Origin of the sequence: Nocardia asteroides (genome assembly GCF_021183625.1) — a bacterium.
Classification (GTDB): Bacteria; Actinomycetota; Actinomycetes; order Mycobacteriales; family Mycobacteriaceae; genus Nocardia; species Nocardia asteroides_A.
The window spans coordinates 6309716-6325288 of record NZ_CP089214.1; the positions used below are offsets into that span (position 1 = coordinate 6309716).

The 15573-nt window shown below is 73.3% G+C and carries 18 protein-coding genes; 7 read left to right on the forward strand and 11 right to left on the reverse strand.

The features are described 5' to 3' along the window. Positions 1 to 93 precede the first annotated feature (93 nt). Positions 94 to 552 carry a PPOX class F420-dependent oxidoreductase gene (locus tag LTT61_RS29120; RefSeq protein WP_233017208.1) on the reverse strand — a complete coding sequence of 153 codons (459 nt, stop codon included), beginning with the start codon at positions 550 to 552 and terminating at the stop codon, positions 94 to 96. A gap of 22 nt (positions 553 to 574) precedes the next feature. Beyond that, entirely contained in the window at positions 575 to 772 is a 198-nt protein-coding gene (locus tag LTT61_RS29125) for a hypothetical protein (RefSeq protein WP_233017209.1), read from the reverse strand. A gap of 100 nt (positions 773 to 872) precedes the next feature. Between LTT61_RS29125 and LTT61_RS29130 the strand changes: the two genes are divergently transcribed. Continuing rightward, positions 873 to 1190 carry a helix-turn-helix domain-containing protein gene (locus LTT61_RS29130; RefSeq protein ID WP_233017210.1) on the forward strand — a complete coding sequence of 106 codons (318 nt, stop codon included), beginning with the start codon at positions 873 to 875 and terminating at the stop codon, positions 1188 to 1190. Between the two features lie 31 nt (positions 1191 to 1221). Here LTT61_RS29130 and LTT61_RS29135 read toward each other — a convergent pair whose 3' ends face one another. The 4 genes from LTT61_RS29135 to LTT61_RS32750 form a co-directional block, all read right to left on the reverse strand. Further along, positions 1222 to 1818 carry a ClpP family protease gene (locus tag LTT61_RS29135; protein ID WP_233017211.1) on the reverse strand — a complete coding sequence of 199 codons (597 nt, stop codon included), beginning with the start codon at positions 1816 to 1818 and terminating at the stop codon, positions 1222 to 1224. After that, a complete protein-coding gene (locus LTT61_RS29140) occupies positions 1815 to 2420 on the reverse strand; it encodes a ClpP family protease (protein ID WP_233017212.1) in 606 nt (201 codons plus the stop codon). Before LTT61_RS29140 ends, LTT61_RS29135 begins: the two co-directional genes overlap by 4 nt. Before the next feature lie 84 nt (positions 2421 to 2504). Beyond that, positions 2505 to 3668 (reverse strand): phosphotransferase family protein, encoded by a 1164-nt coding sequence (locus tag LTT61_RS29145; RefSeq protein WP_233017213.1) that lies wholly within the window; start codon positions 3666 to 3668, stop codon positions 2505 to 2507. An 86-nt stretch (positions 3669 to 3754) separates the two neighbouring features. Then, complete coding sequence (locus LTT61_RS32750; protein ID WP_269821815.1) at positions 3755 to 4336, reverse strand: TetR/AcrR family transcriptional regulator; 582 nt, start codon at positions 4334 to 4336, stop codon at positions 3755 to 3757. 68 nt (positions 4337 to 4404) lie between these two features. Between LTT61_RS32750 and LTT61_RS29160 the strand changes: the two genes are divergently transcribed. Both LTT61_RS29160 and LTT61_RS29165 read left to right on the forward strand, forming a co-directional pair. After that, positions 4405 to 5259, forward strand: coding sequence for an SDR family oxidoreductase (locus tag LTT61_RS29160; protein ID WP_233017214.1), 855 nt, complete (start codon positions 4405 to 4407; stop codon positions 5257 to 5259). Between the two features lie 4 nt (positions 5260 to 5263). Continuing rightward, the gene (locus LTT61_RS29165) at positions 5264 to 6007 is read left to right on the forward strand and encodes an amidohydrolase family protein (RefSeq protein WP_233017215.1); all 744 of its coding nucleotides are present in this window, start codon (positions 5264 to 5266) and stop codon (positions 6005 to 6007) included. Here LTT61_RS29165 and LTT61_RS29170 read toward each other — a convergent pair. After that, the gene (locus LTT61_RS29170) at positions 5992 to 8178 is read right to left on the reverse strand and encodes a molybdopterin-containing oxidoreductase family protein (RefSeq protein ID WP_420094710.1); all 2187 of its coding nucleotides are present in this window, start codon (positions 8176 to 8178) and stop codon (positions 5992 to 5994) included. The genes LTT61_RS29165 and LTT61_RS29170 overlap by 16 nt on opposite strands. A gap of 80 nt (positions 8179 to 8258) precedes the next feature. Further along, positions 8259 to 8921 carry a lysophospholipid acyltransferase family protein gene (locus LTT61_RS29175; protein WP_233017216.1) on the reverse strand — a complete coding sequence of 221 codons (663 nt, stop codon included), beginning with the start codon at positions 8919 to 8921 and terminating at the stop codon, positions 8259 to 8261. Between the two features lie 39 nt (positions 8922 to 8960). On the opposite strand from LTT61_RS29175, the gene LTT61_RS29180 reads away from it, so the two are divergent. Both LTT61_RS29180 and LTT61_RS29185 read left to right on the forward strand, forming a co-directional pair. Continuing rightward, complete coding sequence (locus tag LTT61_RS29180; protein ID WP_233017217.1) at positions 8961 to 9407, forward strand: hypothetical protein; 447 nt, start codon at positions 8961 to 8963, stop codon at positions 9405 to 9407. Beyond that, entirely contained in the window at positions 9404 to 10135 is a 732-nt protein-coding gene (locus tag LTT61_RS29185) for a 2-phosphosulfolactate phosphatase (protein ID WP_233017218.1), read from the forward strand. Before LTT61_RS29180 ends, LTT61_RS29185 begins: the two co-directional genes overlap by 4 nt. Positions 10136 to 10190: 55 nt before the next feature. On the opposite strand, the gene LTT61_RS29190 is transcribed toward LTT61_RS29185, so the two are convergent. Further along, a complete protein-coding gene (locus LTT61_RS29190; protein WP_233017219.1) occupies positions 10191 to 10901 on the reverse strand; it encodes a GNAT family N-acetyltransferase in 711 nt (236 codons plus the stop codon). A 241-nt stretch (positions 10902 to 11142) separates the two neighbouring features. Here LTT61_RS29190 and LTT61_RS29195 point away from each other — a divergent pair, with 241 nt between their 5' ends. Beyond that, complete coding sequence (locus tag LTT61_RS29195) at positions 11143 to 12357, forward strand: LLM class flavin-dependent oxidoreductase (RefSeq protein ID WP_233017220.1); 1215 nt, start codon at positions 11143 to 11145, stop codon at positions 12355 to 12357. Positions 12358 to 12368: 11 nt separating this feature from the next. Next, entirely contained in the window at positions 12369 to 13730 is a 1362-nt protein-coding gene (locus LTT61_RS29200; protein ID WP_233017221.1) for an NtaA/DmoA family FMN-dependent monooxygenase, read from the forward strand. A 52-nt stretch (positions 13731 to 13782) separates the two neighbouring features. Here LTT61_RS29200 and LTT61_RS29205 read toward each other — a convergent pair whose 3' ends face one another. Further along, positions 13783 to 15129 carry a permease prefix domain 1-containing protein gene (locus LTT61_RS29205; RefSeq protein WP_233017222.1) on the reverse strand — a complete coding sequence of 449 codons (1347 nt, stop codon included), beginning with the start codon at positions 15127 to 15129 and terminating at the stop codon, positions 13783 to 13785. Next, a complete protein-coding gene (locus LTT61_RS29210; protein WP_233017223.1) occupies positions 15126 to 15482 on the reverse strand; it encodes a PadR family transcriptional regulator in 357 nt (118 codons plus the stop codon). The genes LTT61_RS29205 and LTT61_RS29210 overlap by 4 nt, the downstream gene beginning before the upstream one ends. Between the last annotated feature and the right edge of the window lie 91 nt (positions 15483 to 15573).

Consider the following 15573-nt stretch of genomic DNA (forward strand, 5'->3'; position numbering starts at 1 on the left):
CCGGTACTTCCTTCGGCGGGAAATAAATTCTCACCGATTCGAGCGCCTGCACCCGGGCCGCCGCCGACCGCGCGCTCCACCGGCCCGACTCGCTCACGCGAGTTCCGGGGGGAACCCGCCGGTCGCGATCGGACCCCAGCGCTCGATCGTCACCCGGATCAGCGATTTGTCCTGCCTGGCCATGGCCGCGCGGTACTCGTCCCAGTCCGGGTGCTCGCCCGCGATGCAGCGGTAGTAGTCGACCAGCCCGTCCAGCGCCGCGGGCATGTGCAGCACCTCGGCGGTGCCGTCCACCTGCACCCAGGCGCCGTCCCAGTCGTCGGAGAGCACCAGCACCGAGACCTGCGGCGTGCGCTCGAGATTGCGGGTCTTGGCCCGGCCCGGGTAGGTGGAGATCACGATCCGCCCGTCCTGATCCACCCCGCAGGTGACCGGCGAGATCTGCGGCCGCCCGTCGGCCCGGACCGTGCTGAGCAGGGCGTGGTGCCGCGGCCGCAGGAAATCCAGCAGCGCCGGGCGCTGCACCACGTCGGCGGTGGCGATACGGGGCACGGGGTGTCCTTCCTCGAACGGGTCAGTGGTCCGCGCTGCCCGCGCGGCCGCCGATGTAGGCGCGCAGCGCCGGATCGTCCGACACCAGCCGGTCGACCTCCTCGCCGCCGGTGCAGGGCAGCAGCGCGACGGTGATCGCGCCAGCACCACCGGCGACGACCCGCCAGGTGCCGCCGGAGTCGGTCCAGCGGCGCAGCGCCGCCACGGGATCGTCGGTCATGCCCTCCGAGCCTAGCCCCGGCCCGCAGCGCCCTGAGCGGCTGTCCGCTCTGCGCGAAATCGGGGGTCGGACCGGGTGGGTGCGGCTCTAGGCTCGATCCATGAGCGAGCAGCGGCGATTCCAGGTGATTCCGGGCGGGCGGGCCGAGGCCGAGCCGCTGTGGCGCGAGGTGCTCGGCGAGCGGCTGCGCGCCCTGCGCACCGAGCGCGGCGAGCGGCTGGTGGAGACGGCGGGGCGGGCGGGCATCTCGCCGCAGTACCTCTCCGAGGTGGAGCGCGGGCGCAAGGAGCCGTCCAGCGAGATGATCGCCGCGCTGGCAGGCGCGCTCGGCACCTCGCTCGGCGAGCTGGCCGGTGCGGTGGCGGGCGAGCTGAGCCGCCCCGCCGCCGCGCCGACCGCCATGCTGCGCGCCGCCTGATCCGCGCGCGGCGTGCGATGCCGCGCGCCGCCTAGACCGACCGGGCCGGCAACACCCGGTCCACCAGCCCGTACTCCACCGCGGCGCTCGCGGTGAAGACCCGGTCCCGGTCGGTGTCGTGGCGCAGCCGCTCCACCGGCTGCCCGGTGTGCCGCGCCAGGATCGCCTCGATGTCGGTGCGCATCCGGACCAGCTCGTCGGCCTGGATGATCAGGTCCGGGATGGTGCCGCGGCCGCTGGCGGCGGGCTGGTGCAGCACCACCCGCGCGTGCGGGAGCAGGCTGCGCTCGCCCGGTTGGCCGCCCGCGAGCAGGACCGCGCCGACCGCGATGGCCTGGCCGACGCAGGTGGTCTGCACCGGGGCGTTGATGTGCTGCATCGTGTCGTAGACGGCGAGCATGGCGGAGAGGTCGCCGCCCTCGCAGTTGACGTAGAGCTGGATCGGCTGCTCGTGGTTCTCCGACTCCAGGTGCAGCAGCTGCGCGATGAGCGCGTTCGCGACACCGGAGTCGATCACCGTGCCCAGGTAGACGATGCGCTCGCTGAGCAGGTGCGAGTAGATGTCGGTGATCCGCTCGCCCCCGCGCGGGTGCGAGGCGACGACGTTGGGGATCGTGTAGCCGCTCACGACGTGATCCCCACCCGCTGCCGCTCCGGCACGACCTGCCCGAACGAATCCACGATGTGGTCGATGAAGCCGTACTCGCGCGCCTGGGTGGCGGTGAACCACCGGTCGTGCAGCGAGTCCTCGTACACCCGGTCGTAGGGCTGGCCGGTGTCGGCCGCGATCAGCCCGAGCACCGTCTCCACGGTGTAGCGCAGATCCTCCGCCTGCACCTCCACCTCGACCGCGCTGCCGCCGATCCCGGCCGAGCCCTGGTGCATGAGGATGCGCGCGTGCGGCAGCGCGTACCTGCGCCCCGGCGAGCCCGCGGAGAGCAGGAACTGCCCCGCGCTGCACGCCAACCCGAGCGCCAGCGTGCTCACCTCGCAGGGCACGAGCCGGAGCACGTCCCTGATCGCGAGCATCGACGGCACCGAGCCGCCGGGGGAGTGGATCCAGAGCGCGATCCCGGCCCGCGCGTCCTCCGCGGCCAGGGTGAGGATCTGGGTCATGAGCAGGGTGCCGTTGTCGTCGTCGAGCGCGCCGTCCAGCACCACGATGCGGCGGGCGAGCAACTGCTCACGGGCCCGCCGATCGAACATCGGGATTTTGTCGTCGTGTGCCATGGCTCCACCGTGCCGCAGCCGCAACGGTTTCCGCGGCCCGTGCTGCCCTGAGCGGATCCGCTCAGGGCAGCACGGGCGGGCGGTTCAGTTCTTGCGCGCGTCGATCAGCTCGGTGAGCAGCCCGAACCCGTCGTGCGCCGCGACCGCGGCGACCGCGCGCTGCACGCCGACCGCGGAGACCTCCAGCGGCTGCATCCGGTCGCTCGCCTCCGCGGTGCAGACCGCGTTCAGGTAGAACTCGGTGGTGGCGGCGCGGTACAGGGTCCACATCCGCTCGGCCTCCACCTCGATCCCGGCCGCCGCCAGCCGGGCCGTGTACCGATCGACCAGCCCGCGCTCGACCTTGCGCAGCAACTCCGGCTCCATCGAGGCGGTGAGGCTGTAGGCGACGTCCCTGATGCCGGGGCCCGCGGTCGCGATCTGCCAGTCCAGGAAGCCGGGGCCCGCGTCGGTGAAGTACAGGTTGCCCAGGTGCGGGTCGCCGTGCATGAGCGTCTGCGGCACCGACGCCCAGAAGGCGTCGATCTCGGGGGCGCGCTGGTAGAAGATCCGGCACTGCGCCTGCATCTCCGCCGGGATGAGCTCGGCGGCATGGCCGTTGATCTTCTCCAGGAAGCGGCGCCGGATCAGGTTCGCCAGCTGGATCGATGCCGTGGTGCGCGCGGCCAGCGGGGCGAGGTCGGTGGCGAAGCGGTCGGTGCCCCAGAAGGCGGCGTGCAGGTCGGCGAAGGCGTCGACCAGCGCCTCGGCCTCGGTGTCGCTGATCGAGTCGAGCACGGTGCGGAACCGCGCCACCTCGGAGAGGTCCTCCAGCACCAGCAGCGACCGCTTCCGGAACCCGGACACCTTCGCCGCGTAGCAGCGCGGCACCCGCACCGGCGGCTCGTCGCCGAGCGCCCGGTAGGCGATGGTCTCCTTGATGCCCATGCCGAACACGTTCATCATCACGTGCTGCAGGTAGTTCTCCGGCGGCAGCTTGAGGAACAGGTGCTCGGGGATGTCCGCGGTGCTCCGCACCGCGATCCGGGCCCGCGCCGCGGTGCCCGAGTGCTCGTCGAGCACCTCGATGGCGGTGATGCTGCCCTCCGGCAGCCCCAGCACGTTCTCCAGCCACCGCGGCTTGATCCGCTCGGCCTTCAGCGGGATGTCGGCGCCGAAGCCGATGCTCCGGTCGAATGCGGCGCGCAGCGCTTCGCGCACACCCATGCCGATACTCATGGCCGTCGCCACCGGGGTGGGAATCGTCACGTCTGTCCTGTCTCGTCTCCGTGCCTGCAACTCTCGAGGGATCCTAACGAGTTTCGCTCCGGCGTGTGGCGGCGTGTGACCCCGCACTACCGGGAAGCCGCAGTGCCGGTATCGGATTCGGCGCCGTTCAGGGCCAGGGTGACCAGGCGGGCGGCCTGCTCGGGACCGCTGTGCTCCCCGGTCCAGGCGGCGGCGCCGATGAGGGCGGTGAGGTCGGCGGGGGTCAATGCGGGGAGGGCGCCTGCCGCGTTGGCGGCGGTGAGCAGGGTGGCGCCGATGTGGTCCATGCGCAGGCAGGCGGCGTGCAGTTCGCCGTCGGCGTCGTCGAGGCCGGTGGCGAGGACGTCGGCGAGGCCGCGGTAGATGGCGGCGTGTTCGATCACGGCGGTGATCCAGGCGGTGAGCGGCTCCCGGCCGGGGGGAGTGGCGGTGAGGCGGTCGCCGGTGGCGAAGAGCTCGGCGTTGCGGTCGGCGAGGAGGGCGGCGATGAGGGCGCGGCGGGTGGGGAAGTGGCCGTAGAGGGTGCCGATGCCGACGCCGGCGGCGCGGGCGATCGGCTCCAGGGGGGCGTCGGTGCCGTCGGCGGTGAAGGCTCGGGCGGCGGCGGCGAGGATCCGGTCCCGATTGCGGCGGGCGTCGGCGCGCAGCGGGCGGGCGGGGGTGTCCATGTCGCACCTTCCAAGTCGAGGGTTCCTCGAGTTAGTATTCCGAGGGTGTTTCGACTTCAGCAGACCACATGATCCTGGTGACCGGTGCGACCGGTTCCATCGGCCGCCCGCTCGTGGCGGAGCTCCATCGGCGCGGGGCGGCGTTCCGGTCGCTCGTCCGCGATCCGGCGCGGGCGAACCTGCCCGGCGCGGTGGCGGTGGGCGACTTCGACGACCCCGCCTCGCTCGACCGCGCGCTCGACGGCGTCACCCGGGTCTTCCTCTGTTCGCCGGGCGCCGTACCGGCACCGGGGCCGCAGCCGATGATCGCGCAGCAGGGCGCGGTGATCGAGGCCGCGGTGCGGGCGGGGGTGCGGCGGATCGTCAAGGTGTCGGTGCAGGGGGCCCGGGCGGGCGGGCTGCTCGCGGAGGGGGCGCACGCGGTGCTCGAGGAGCGGCTGCGCGCGGCCGGGCCGGAGTGGGTGCTCCTGCGGCCCTCCGGTTTCATGCAGAACTTCCGCACCGGGACCGGCGCCTTCACCGCGGACGGTGATCTGGTCGGCGCCTACGGCGAAGGCCGGGTCGCCTACATCGACGCCGCCGACATCGCGGCCTGCGCGGTGCCGCCGCTGCTCGAATCCGGCTACGCGGGCGAGACCTTCGTGCTCACCGGCCCGGAGGCGCTGAGCCACACCGAGATCGCGGCCCAGCTCACCGCCGCGACCGGGCGCGCGGTCCGCTACCGGGACCTGCCCGCGGCGGAATTCGCCGAGACGCTGGTCGCGCAGGGGTTGCCCGCACCGTTCGCCGCCGACGTCGCCGCGCTCTTCGCCGAGGTGGCGCGGGGCGGGCTCGCCACGGTCACCGACACGGTCGAGCTTCTCACCGGCCGCCCCGCCACCACCTTCCGCGCCTTCCTGGCCCGCGAGCGCGCCCTAGGGTGAGCGGATGCGCCTCTTCGACGCCCACCTGCACATCATCGACCCGCGCTTCCCGCTGACCGAGAACAACGGCTACCTGCCGCCGGAGTTCACCGCGGCGCGGTACCGGGAGCGGGTGGCGGGGTTGGAGATCGCGGGCGGCGCGGTGGTCTCCGGCTCGTTCCAGGGCTTCGACCAGGGGTATCTGCGGGCGGCGCTGGCCGAGCTCGGTCCGGGGTTCGTCGGCGTGACGCAGGTTCCGGCCGAGGTCACCGACGCGGAGATCGCGGAGCTGGACGCGGCGGGGGTGCGGGCGGTGCGGTTCAACGTGCGGCGCGGGGGGTCGGCGGCGCCGACCGAGCTGGATCGGCTGGCGCGGCGGGTGCACGAGGTCGCCGGGTGGCACGCGGAGCTCTACATCGACGCCCGGGATCTGGCGGAGCTGGCGGGCACGATCGCGGCGCTGCCCGCGGTGAGCATCGACCACCTCGGGCTGCACGCGGACGGTTTGCCCGAGCTGCTGCGGCTGGTCGAGCGGGGGGTGAAGGTGAAGGCGACCGGGTTCGGGCGGGTCGAGCTCGATCCGGCGGTTGCGATGCGCGCCGTGCTCGAGGTCGACCCGTCCGCGCTGCTCACCGGCACCGACCTGCCGTCCACCCGGGCTCGAAGGCCGTTCGCCGACGCCGATCTCGAGCTGGTGGCCGAGGTGGCCGGCGCGCACGCGGCGGCCGTGCTGTGGGACAACGCCGCCACCTTCTACCGGCTCGGCTGAACCCGCTCGACCGCGACGTGGACCGCGTTCAGCGCCGCGGTCTGGGAGAGCGGGTCGACGGTGGTGTCGGCGAGCAGGTTGCGGTTGGCGCCGTATACCTCGGGGCCGGCGCCGCCGTGCGGGTCGAAGACGCGGGAGCCCCAGCCGTGGTCGACCACGACGATGCCGCGGCGCGGCCGGTCGCTCAGCGCGGCCCGCAGCTCGATGGCGCCGGTGGGGGAGCTGACCCGGACGAGGTCGCCGTCGGCGATGCCGAGCGCGGCGGCGTCGTCGGGGTGCAGCAGGGCGTCGTTGCGTTTGCCGCCCGGGTGCAGGCCGGGGATTTCGTTGAGCCAGGAGTTCATCGAGTGTCTGCGGCGGCGGTTGCCGAGCTGGAACGGGAACCCGGGTGGGGCCGCGGGCACCGGCTCGGCGAGCAGCTCGCGGGTGCGGGCGATGAACTCCGGCGGCGCGATCCGGACCCGGTTGCCCTCGGTGCGCAGCGCCTTGCGGAAGTGCCCGTACTCGCGCGGGCCGAGCACGAGCCCGTGCGGCGCGGCGGCGATCTCCCGCCAGCGCGGTTTGCGCCCGCCGAAGCGCCGCGCGGAGGCGACCATGAGCCGGTCCACCCAGTGTGCGCCGAAGGCGAGCCCGGGGCGGCCGGTGCGCGCGGCGAGCAGGCGGGTGGCGCGGACGAAGCCGTTCAGCCCGCGGGCCCCGAACAGCGGAACGTCCATGGCGAGCGCCAGATCGAGGAAGATCCGCCACTCCTCGCGCACCTGCGGCGGTGGGCGCAGCACCGCGCGGCCGTAGTGCACGAAGGGCTCGTCGTGCATGCCGCTGGTGAGCGCCAGCAGGTCGTCGCGCTCCAGCCAGTGCGTGGCGGGGAGCAGCCAGTGCGCGTGCCGGTGGCTCTCCCGCTGCACGACATCGATGGCGACGAGCAGCTCGAGGTCGGCGAGCGCGGCGTCGAGCGCCGCGCCGTCCGGGCCGGAGACGACGGGGTTGCCGCAGTTCAGCACCAGTGCGCGGAGTTGCCCGCGGCCGGGCGTGGTGATCTCGGCCGGCAGCTCGCTCAGCGCGTGCGCACCGGCCACCAGCGGGCGGCCCGCGATCCGGCTGCGGTGCGGGGTCGCCGGGGCGAGCGCGGTGATCCGCAGCGCGTCCAGCACGCCGGGCTCGAAGCGGCGCCCGCCGGGGCGGTCCATGCGGCCGGTGACGAGGTTGAGGACGTGGCCGAGCCACTCGGCGACGGTGCCGGAGGTGTGCAGCGCGGTCCCGGTGCGGGTGACCGCCATGGCCGCGGGGGCGGTGGCGAAATCCCTGGCCACCTCGCGGATCAGCGGCGCGGGGATGTCGCAGCGGGCGGCCAGGTCGTCGATGTCGGCCGCGGCGGCCATGGCGCGCAGCTCGGGCAGGCCGGTGACCAGGTCGGCGCAGTCGCCGTTGTGCTCGAGCCCCTCGCCGAGGATCACCGCCACCAGGGCGAGCAGCAGCGCCCAGTCCTGGCCCGGCCGCACGGCCAGGTGCAGGTCGGCCCGGTCGGCGCTCTCGGTGCGCAGCGGGTCGACCACCACGATCCGGGCACCGGCGCGCTGCCGCTCCAGGGCCCGCTGCCAGCCGGCGGGCGCCGACTCCAGCCAGTTCCAGGCGCTCACCGCCGGGTTGGCGCCGACCAGCAGGAAGTAATCGCAGCGGTCGATGTCCGAGGTCGGGATCATGATCGGGGAGCCGTAGAGCGCGTCGGCCACCACGTGCGCGGCGTTCTGGTCGACCGAGCCGACGGCGTAGCGGTTCTGCGTGCCGATCCCGTCCAGCCAGGCGTTCATGAACACCAGGTTCGAGGTGGAGAAACCGGCCGGGTTGCCGTAATAGGCGCCGACCGCGTCCGGCCCGCCGCGCTCGACCAGCGCGGTCATCCTGGCCGCGATATCGGCGAGCGCCTCCTCCCAGGTGGCCTCGACATACCCGTCGCCGACCCGCCGCATGGGCGCCAGGATCCGGCGCGGGTGCTCGACGAGCTTGCCCGCGGTGCGGCCCTTGCCGCAGAAATCGCGCCAGCTGTGCGGGTTCTGCTTGTCCGGGAAGATGGTGAGCACCCGGTTCTCCTCGACGGTCACCTTCAGCCCGCAGGCCGCCGGACAGTAGCGGCAGAAGGTGTAGCGGGTCTGCGGGATCGGCTCGGCGGCCACAGCGGCTCCTTACGTTCTCCTTCGAGGAGAGTTCCGTTCTCGGAACGGTACGAGGGATCCGGCCGTCTGTCGAGGGGTGGTCAGCCGCGCAGCTCCTCGATGCGCTCGCGCAGGTGGCTCAGCAGCGCCTCCGGCGAATCGAAGTCGGCGGGATCGATGGGCAGGCCGAAGCGGATGGTCACCGGGCGGGTGCGGTCGAAGCGGCCCGTGCCCTCCGCGCCGCGCAGCGGGAGCACGTCGTCGGTGCCGGTGGTGCCGACCGGGATGATCGGCACCCCGGTGCCGAACGCGAGCTTCGCCACGCCCGGCTTGTACGGCTCGACCTCGCCGGGCCGCACGCAGCGCCCCTCCGGGTAGATGATCAGCACGCCGCCGTGGCGCAGCACCCATTCGGCCTGCTCCAGCGCCGCGCGGCCGGAGTCGGGGTCGCGGCGGATCACCGGGATGTGCCCGAGCCCGCGCACCAGCACCCCGACCACCGGCCAGGTCCACAGCTCGGCCATGGCCACCGCCATGGCGCGGCGGCGCAGCGCGCCCCAGAGGAAGACCGCGTCCAGCATGGAGATGTGGTTGCTCGCCACCAGCACCGGCCCGCGCGCCGGGACCATCTCGCGGTCGATCACCGTCACCCGGACGATCCGCGACCAGGCCAGGAACCGCAGCACCCGGCGCACCAGTTTCGTGGTGACCCAGGCCCGCAGCCCGAGCCCGACCGGGCGCCGCCGATCCTGCTCGCGCGTCATGCTCGCTCCTCCCCGGCCCGAGCCGGTTAGGCTGCGGCCGTGACAATCCTGCTGATCGTGCTTCTGGTCATTGTCATCGTCGGGCTGGTCGGCGGTGTCATCGCACTGACCGTCGTCTTCGTCACCGGCCGGGTCGGGCAGTCGTCGGCGAGCGCCGTCGAGGCCGCCTTCGCGCCCGGCGAGGTGCTGCGCAGCGACCCCATGGCGAACTACTTCGGCTGGGCGTCGAAGGGCGGCAAACAGATTCGTGGCAACGGCGCGCTGGTGCTCACCGGGCAGCGGCTGTGGTTCCGCCGCGCCGGATCGTCCGAGCCGCTGGAGATTCCGCTCACCGCGGTGACCGGGGTCGATATCGTGGGCTCGCACAACGGCAAGTCGGTGCGCCGGGACCTGCTGCGGATCTCCGTCGACGGCGACAGCGTGGCCTGGTTGGTGCGCGAGCCGAAGGTCTGGGAGGGGCACCTCCGCTCGCTGCTGCCGCGGTGAATCCCGAGCATCGGCAGGGGGAGTACCGGGTCCGCTTCGACTGGGGGCCCGTCGGCGCGGAGGCCGTGCGCGCCGAGGTGACCGTCGTGGTCGACGTGCTCTCCTTCACCACCACGCTCTCGGTCGCCGCCGACCTCGGGATCGAGGTGTTCCCGTACCGGTGGGGGCACGACGGGGTCGCCGAGTACGCCGCCGCGCGGGGCGCCGTCGGCGCGGTCGGGCGCCGGGTGGCCGGGCCGGGGCAGGTGAGCCTCTCACCGGGGACCATTCGCCGGGCCGCGCCCTTCGAGCGGCTGGTGCTGCCCTCGCCCAACGGTTCGACGATCGCGCACCGGCTCGCCGCGGCGGGGTCGCTGTGCGCGGGGGCGTCGCTGCGCAATGCCGCCGCGGTGGCCGAGTGGATCGGGGGGCGCAGCGTCGCCGTGGTGGCGGCGGGGGAGCGCTGGCCGGACGGGTCGCTGCGGCCCGCCGTCGAGGATCTGTGGGGGGCGGGGGCCGTGCTCGCGAATCTCCGCGGCCGGGAGGGGTTCTCGCCGGAGGCGCGGATGGCGGTGCAGGCGTGGCTGGCGGTCGAGGGGGAGGTCGGGAGTGCGCTGCGCGAGTGTGGTTCCGGGCGGGAGTTGATCGCGGGCGGGTACCCGGAGGATGTGGCGATCGCGGGGGAGGTCGGGGTGAGCGGGGTGGTGCCGGTGCTGGCGGGCGAGCGGTTCCGGCCGGGCGGCGGCTGATCGGCCCGAGCCGGTGCAGCCCGCGTCGCGAAACCGCGGCGTTGGCAGGCGAACCTCAGCCCGGTGCCCGCACCAGCGTCACCCTCGACCGCTTCCGCAGCGTGAACCCCAGCGTCTCGTACAGGCTGATGGCCGTGTGGTTGTGCGCCACCGCGTGCAGGAACGGCACCTCCCCGCGCTCGCGCACCACCGCCCCGACCGCCCGCACCAGCCGCGACGCGTACCCGCGCCCGCGGAACTCGGCATCGGTGCAGACCGCGCTGATCTCGGTCCACCCGGTCGGGTGCATCCGCTCCCCGGCCATGGCGACCAGCCGCCCGCGCTCCCTGATCCCGAGGTAGGTGCCCATCTCGATGGTGCGCGGGGCGAACGGGCCGGGTTCGGTGCGGGCGATGAGCTCCAGGATCTCCGGGACGTCCGCGCCGGTGAGCACCTCGAGGGCGGGGTCGGGCTCGGTGCGCAGGGCGCTGCCGTCGAGCTGGACGGAGTCGAACTCCCTGAGCATGGTCCAGCCGTCCGGGAGCACGTGGCCGAAGCCGCGCAGCCCGGTGCTGCCGCCGGGGCCGAGGACGGCGGCGAGATCGAGCCAGTCCCGGTCGTCGAGGGCGGGCGGGTGGCCGACGAACGCGGCGACCTCGGGGTGGTAGCGGGCGATCCGCCCGGTCCAGGTGGCGAAGCGGCGGTGCGCGCCGCGCAGCGAGGACCGCACCGGGTCGTCCAGCGGGTGCAGCGCGATCTCGGGTTCGATGGCCGTGTCGATGGTCAACGCACGCTCCTCCTGCAACGGTGTCCGGCCTTGGACGTTAGCGAGGCGCACGATCGCGGGCACGGGTTGCGCTCACCGCAATTCCATTCGGGGTGCTGTTCCCGCGCGCTCGAGCTGATCCGAATCGTTGACACCCGAGGCGACCAGCGGGGCCGGTTCGACGGCCCGGTGCACGGCGTTCGTCGCACCGCCGGACGACGTTGCACGGAGTGACCATCCACGCGCACAGAAACGGGAGACGATGGCACCGAAACCCCTCCACATCGGCGTCGCGCTCGACGGTGCCGGGTGGCACCCGGCCGCATGGCGGGAGCCGAACTCCCGGCCCACCGAGCTCTTCACCCCCGGGTACTGGACCGACCTGGTCGGCACCGCGGAGGCCGGGCTGCTCGACTTCGTCACCATCGAGGACAGCCTGCGCACCCCCGGCGACCGGCACGACGAGAACCCCGGCTCCGCCGACCAGGTCAGGGCCAGGATCGACGCGCAGCTGATCGCCGCGCGGGTGGCGCCGGTGACCGGTCACATCGGGCTCATTCCGACGGTCACGGTCACGCACACCGAGCCGTTCCACGTCTCCAAGGCGCTGGCCACGCTGGACTTCACCTCGCGCGGCCGGGCCGGCTGGCAGGCGAGGGTCTCCGCCTCCGGCTCCGAGGCGAAGCACTTCGGCCGCAGGGAGATCCGCGATCTCACCGCCGCCGAGCACGCCGAGGCCATCGCCACCGGCACCTACCCGGCGCACATCCCCGAGCTCTTCGAGGAGGCCGCCGACGTGGTCGAGGTGGTGCGCCGGCTCTGGGACTCCTGGGAGGACGACGCCGAGATCCGCGACGTCGAGAACCGCCGCTTCATCGACCGCGACAAACTGCACCGCATCGACTTCGAAGGCCGCTTCTTCTCCGTGCGCGGCCCCTCCATCACCCCGCGCCCGCCGCAGGGCCAGCCGGTGGTGACGGCGCTCGCGCACGCCCCGCTGGTCTACGAATTCGCCGCGCGCGGCGCCGATCTGGTGTTCGTCACGCCCGGCAGGAAGCACGGCCCCGCGCCGATCGTGGCGCAGGTCGCCGCGGCCGCCGAGAAGGTCGGGCGGAGCGGCGAGCCGCTGCGGATCTTCGCCGACCTCGTCGTCTTCCTCGACACCGAAGCGGAGAGCGGCGCGCGGCGGCTGGCCCGGCTGAACGAGCTCGCCGGCGCCGAGTACCGCTCGGACGCGGTCGTCTTCACCGGCAGCGCCGACGAGCTGGCCGAGCTGCTCACCGCCTGGGGCGGGCAGGGGCTGGACGGCTTCCGGCTGCGCCCCGGCGTCGCCGTGGACGACCTGGCCGCGATCACCGCCGCGCTCGTCCCCGCGCTGCAGCGGCGCGGCGCCTTCCGCACCGGCTACCCGGACGGCGGCCTGCGCGCCGTGCTCGAGCTGCCGACCACCGTTCCCAACCGCTACGCGACCGCCTGAGCGAGGCCACCATGAGCAGCAGCAACCGCAAGCAGGTCATCCTCGGCGCCTACCTGGGCGGGGTCAACCACCACACCGCGTGGTGGGATCCGCGGGCGGGCAGCCAGATCGACTTCTCCAGCTTCGAGCACACCGCGCGCACCGCCGAGCGCGGCAGGTTCGACTTCTTCTTCCTCGCCGAGGGGCTGATCCTGCGCGAGCGCGCCGGGCAGGTCTTCGACCAGGACGTCATCGGCCGCCCGGACACCTTCACCGTGCTCGCCTCGATCGCCGCCGTCACCGAGCACCTGGGGCTGGCAGGCACGATCAACGCCACCTTCAACGAGCCCTACGAGCTGGCGAGGCAGTTCGCCAGCCTGGACCACCTCTCCGGCGGCCGGGCCGCCTGGAACGTCGTCACCTCGTTCGACGCCTTCACCGGGCAGAACTTCCGGCGCGGCGGCTTCCTGCACCGGGACGACCGCTACGTGCGCGCCGAGGAGACGGTGCACGCGGTGCGCGAGCTCTGGGACTCGTGGGCCGCCGACGACATCGTCGCCGACAAGGAGTCGGGGCAGTTCCTGGCCCGGCCGGACGCGGGCGCCTTCGCCATCCGCGGGCAGCAGTTCGACATCGAGGGCCGGTTCACCGTGCCGCGCAGCCCGCAGGGCAGGCCGGTGCTGCTGCAGGCCGGGGTCTCGCCGCAGGGCCGGGCCTTCGCCGCGGGCAATGCCGACGCCATCTTCTCGCCCTACGGCCAACTGCCGGAGGCGGCCGACTTCTACCGCGACATCAAGGCGCGCGCGGTGGCGGCGGGCAGGCAGCCGGATGACATCAAGATCCTGCCCTCGGCGAGTTTCGTGCTCGGCGACACCGAGGCCGAGGCGATCGAGAAGTACCACGACGTGCGCAATCAGCAGGTCACCGGGCAGACCGCGCTGATCCTGCTGGAGCAGATCTGGAACCGCGACCTCTCCGCCTTCGACCCCGACGGCCCGGTCCCCGACATCGAGCCGGACCCAAAGGCGCCGCCGATCATCCAGGGCCGTGCCTTCGTGCACCAGGACCGTTTCGCCACCGTGCGGAGGCTGCGCGAGGTGTCGGAGGCCAAGAAGCTCTCGCTGCGCGAGGTGGTCATCGACCAGTTCGAGCGCGGTCCGCTGGTCGGCACGCCGGAGCAGGTGGCGCGGCAGATCGACGACTTCGTGCAGAACGACGGCTCGGACGGCTTCATCCTCGGCTCGCACCTGGTGCCGACCGGGCTGGACGAGTTCGTCGACCGGGTGGTGCCGCTGCTGCAGGAGCGCGGCGCGCTGCGCACCGAGTACAGCGGAACCACGCTGCGCGACAACCTCGGCCTGCCCAATGCCGATCGGGTCGCCGCCGACGCCTGAGCGCGCCGGGACGGGCGGCACCGCGCCGCCCGGCCCCGGCCCCGGCCCCGGCTCAGGCGAAGTCGAACAGCGGCGGCCAGAGCGCGAGCACCACTGCCGCCCAGATCCCGAAGACCGGGAGGTAGCCGGTCTGCCAGCGCTCGATGGCGGCGAAGCCGCGCCTGCGGCGCAGGAACCCGGCCGCCAGGTAGGCCGCGCCCGCCAGGTTCACCAGCAGCACCAGGTTCATCCCGAGCGCCGCCGTCTTGTTGGCGGTGGCGCCGAACTCGGCGATCCTGCTGGTCATCACCGCGAGCATGAGCAGGTCGGCCGCGAGCGCGAGGGCGATCAGCAGCAGCTGCAGGTGGTCGAAGAGGTCGGGCGGGCGCAGCGGGTCGCGCGCGGAGACGGCGTAGAGCACCAGCCCGAACACCAGGATCAGGATGGCGTCCATGGTGATCAGCAGGCCGCGATCCACGTCGGCGACATTGCCGCTCGCGGCCAGCGCCACCAGCAGCGCCAGCAGCATGAGAATCGTGAGCGGGGTGAAGACGCGGGTGAGCACCGGCGCGATGTTCTCCACCACGCTCTGCTTCGCCTCGACCAGCCAGGCCGCCACCACCAGCGCGGCGCCCGCGTAGATCGGCAGCACCCACTCGACCACGAAGTCCTCGGCGTCCAGCCCGACCGCGTCGAAGGCGCCGACGGTCAGCCCGATCAACACGCCGCCGCCGAGCGCGAGCAGCGTCAGGTAGACCACCCACTCGCCGGTGAACCGGACGAAGTCCATCCGGCGCCGGTCCGAGCGCCACTCGCCGCCGAGATAGGCCAGACCGACCGCGAGCCACAGCACGATCGGCGCGTGCACGACGACGACGACCTCGACATCGCCGTCCTCGACGAACGGGTAGACGTTCAGCAGCACCCCGGCCAGCACGAACGGCACCGGCAGCAGCGCCGCCGCGCGCAGCGGCATCCGCCGCTTCCAGGCGAAGTAGATCGCGAGGAAGGGCAGCACGAAGAGCCCGATATTCCGCGCGACCAGGTTGTCGTCCGGCTCGAGCAGCCGCACCAGCTCCAGCGTCAGCCCGGCGCCGAGCCCGAGCGCCAGCACCACCAGCAGCTCCAGGTCGGGCTTGCGGCCGCCGGCGCGGGCCGGTTCGGGCGGCAGCACCAGCTGCTTCCACAGCCGGTCGGAGTGTTCGCGGGCGAATTCGCGGGAGATGTCGTCCACCCGGCCCATGCGCTTCACCGCCACCAGGAACGCCTCGTCCGGCTCCAGCCCGGCGGCGCCGAGCTCGGCGATCTGATCGCGCAGATGGTCCTCCATCTCGTCGGCGTCCGCGGCCGAGATCGCCCGGTGCCGCACGACGTAGCCGCGCCACTGCCCGATCTGCGCGTCCAGCGCCACGTCGGTCACGCGGGGCTGCCCGCGGTGACCGGGGGAAGGCCGCGCCAGACCTGGTCGAGCGCGTCGGCGACCACTACCCACTGGCTGCGGCGCTGCGCCAGCGCCTCGTGGCCGGTCGGGGTGATGGCGTAGTGCTTGCGCCGCCGCCCGGTCGCCGAGCTGCCCCAGCTGGCCGAGACGTACCCGGCGCGCTCCAGCCGGTGCAGCAGCGGGTAGAGCATGCCGTCGGACCACTGCATCCGCCCGCCGGACAGCTCCCTGACCCGTTGCAGGATCGCGTAGCCGTAGGACTCGCCGTCGGCCAGGATGCCGAGCACCAGCGGCGTCGCCGACGCCGCCACCAGATCCTTGTCGATATACATGGCACCCCTATGCCTAGTTCCACTAGGTATGTGCGGCCAGCCTAGCAGCTCGAGGTATGGGTGACGTGGATCACGGTCACAGCGGGCCGGG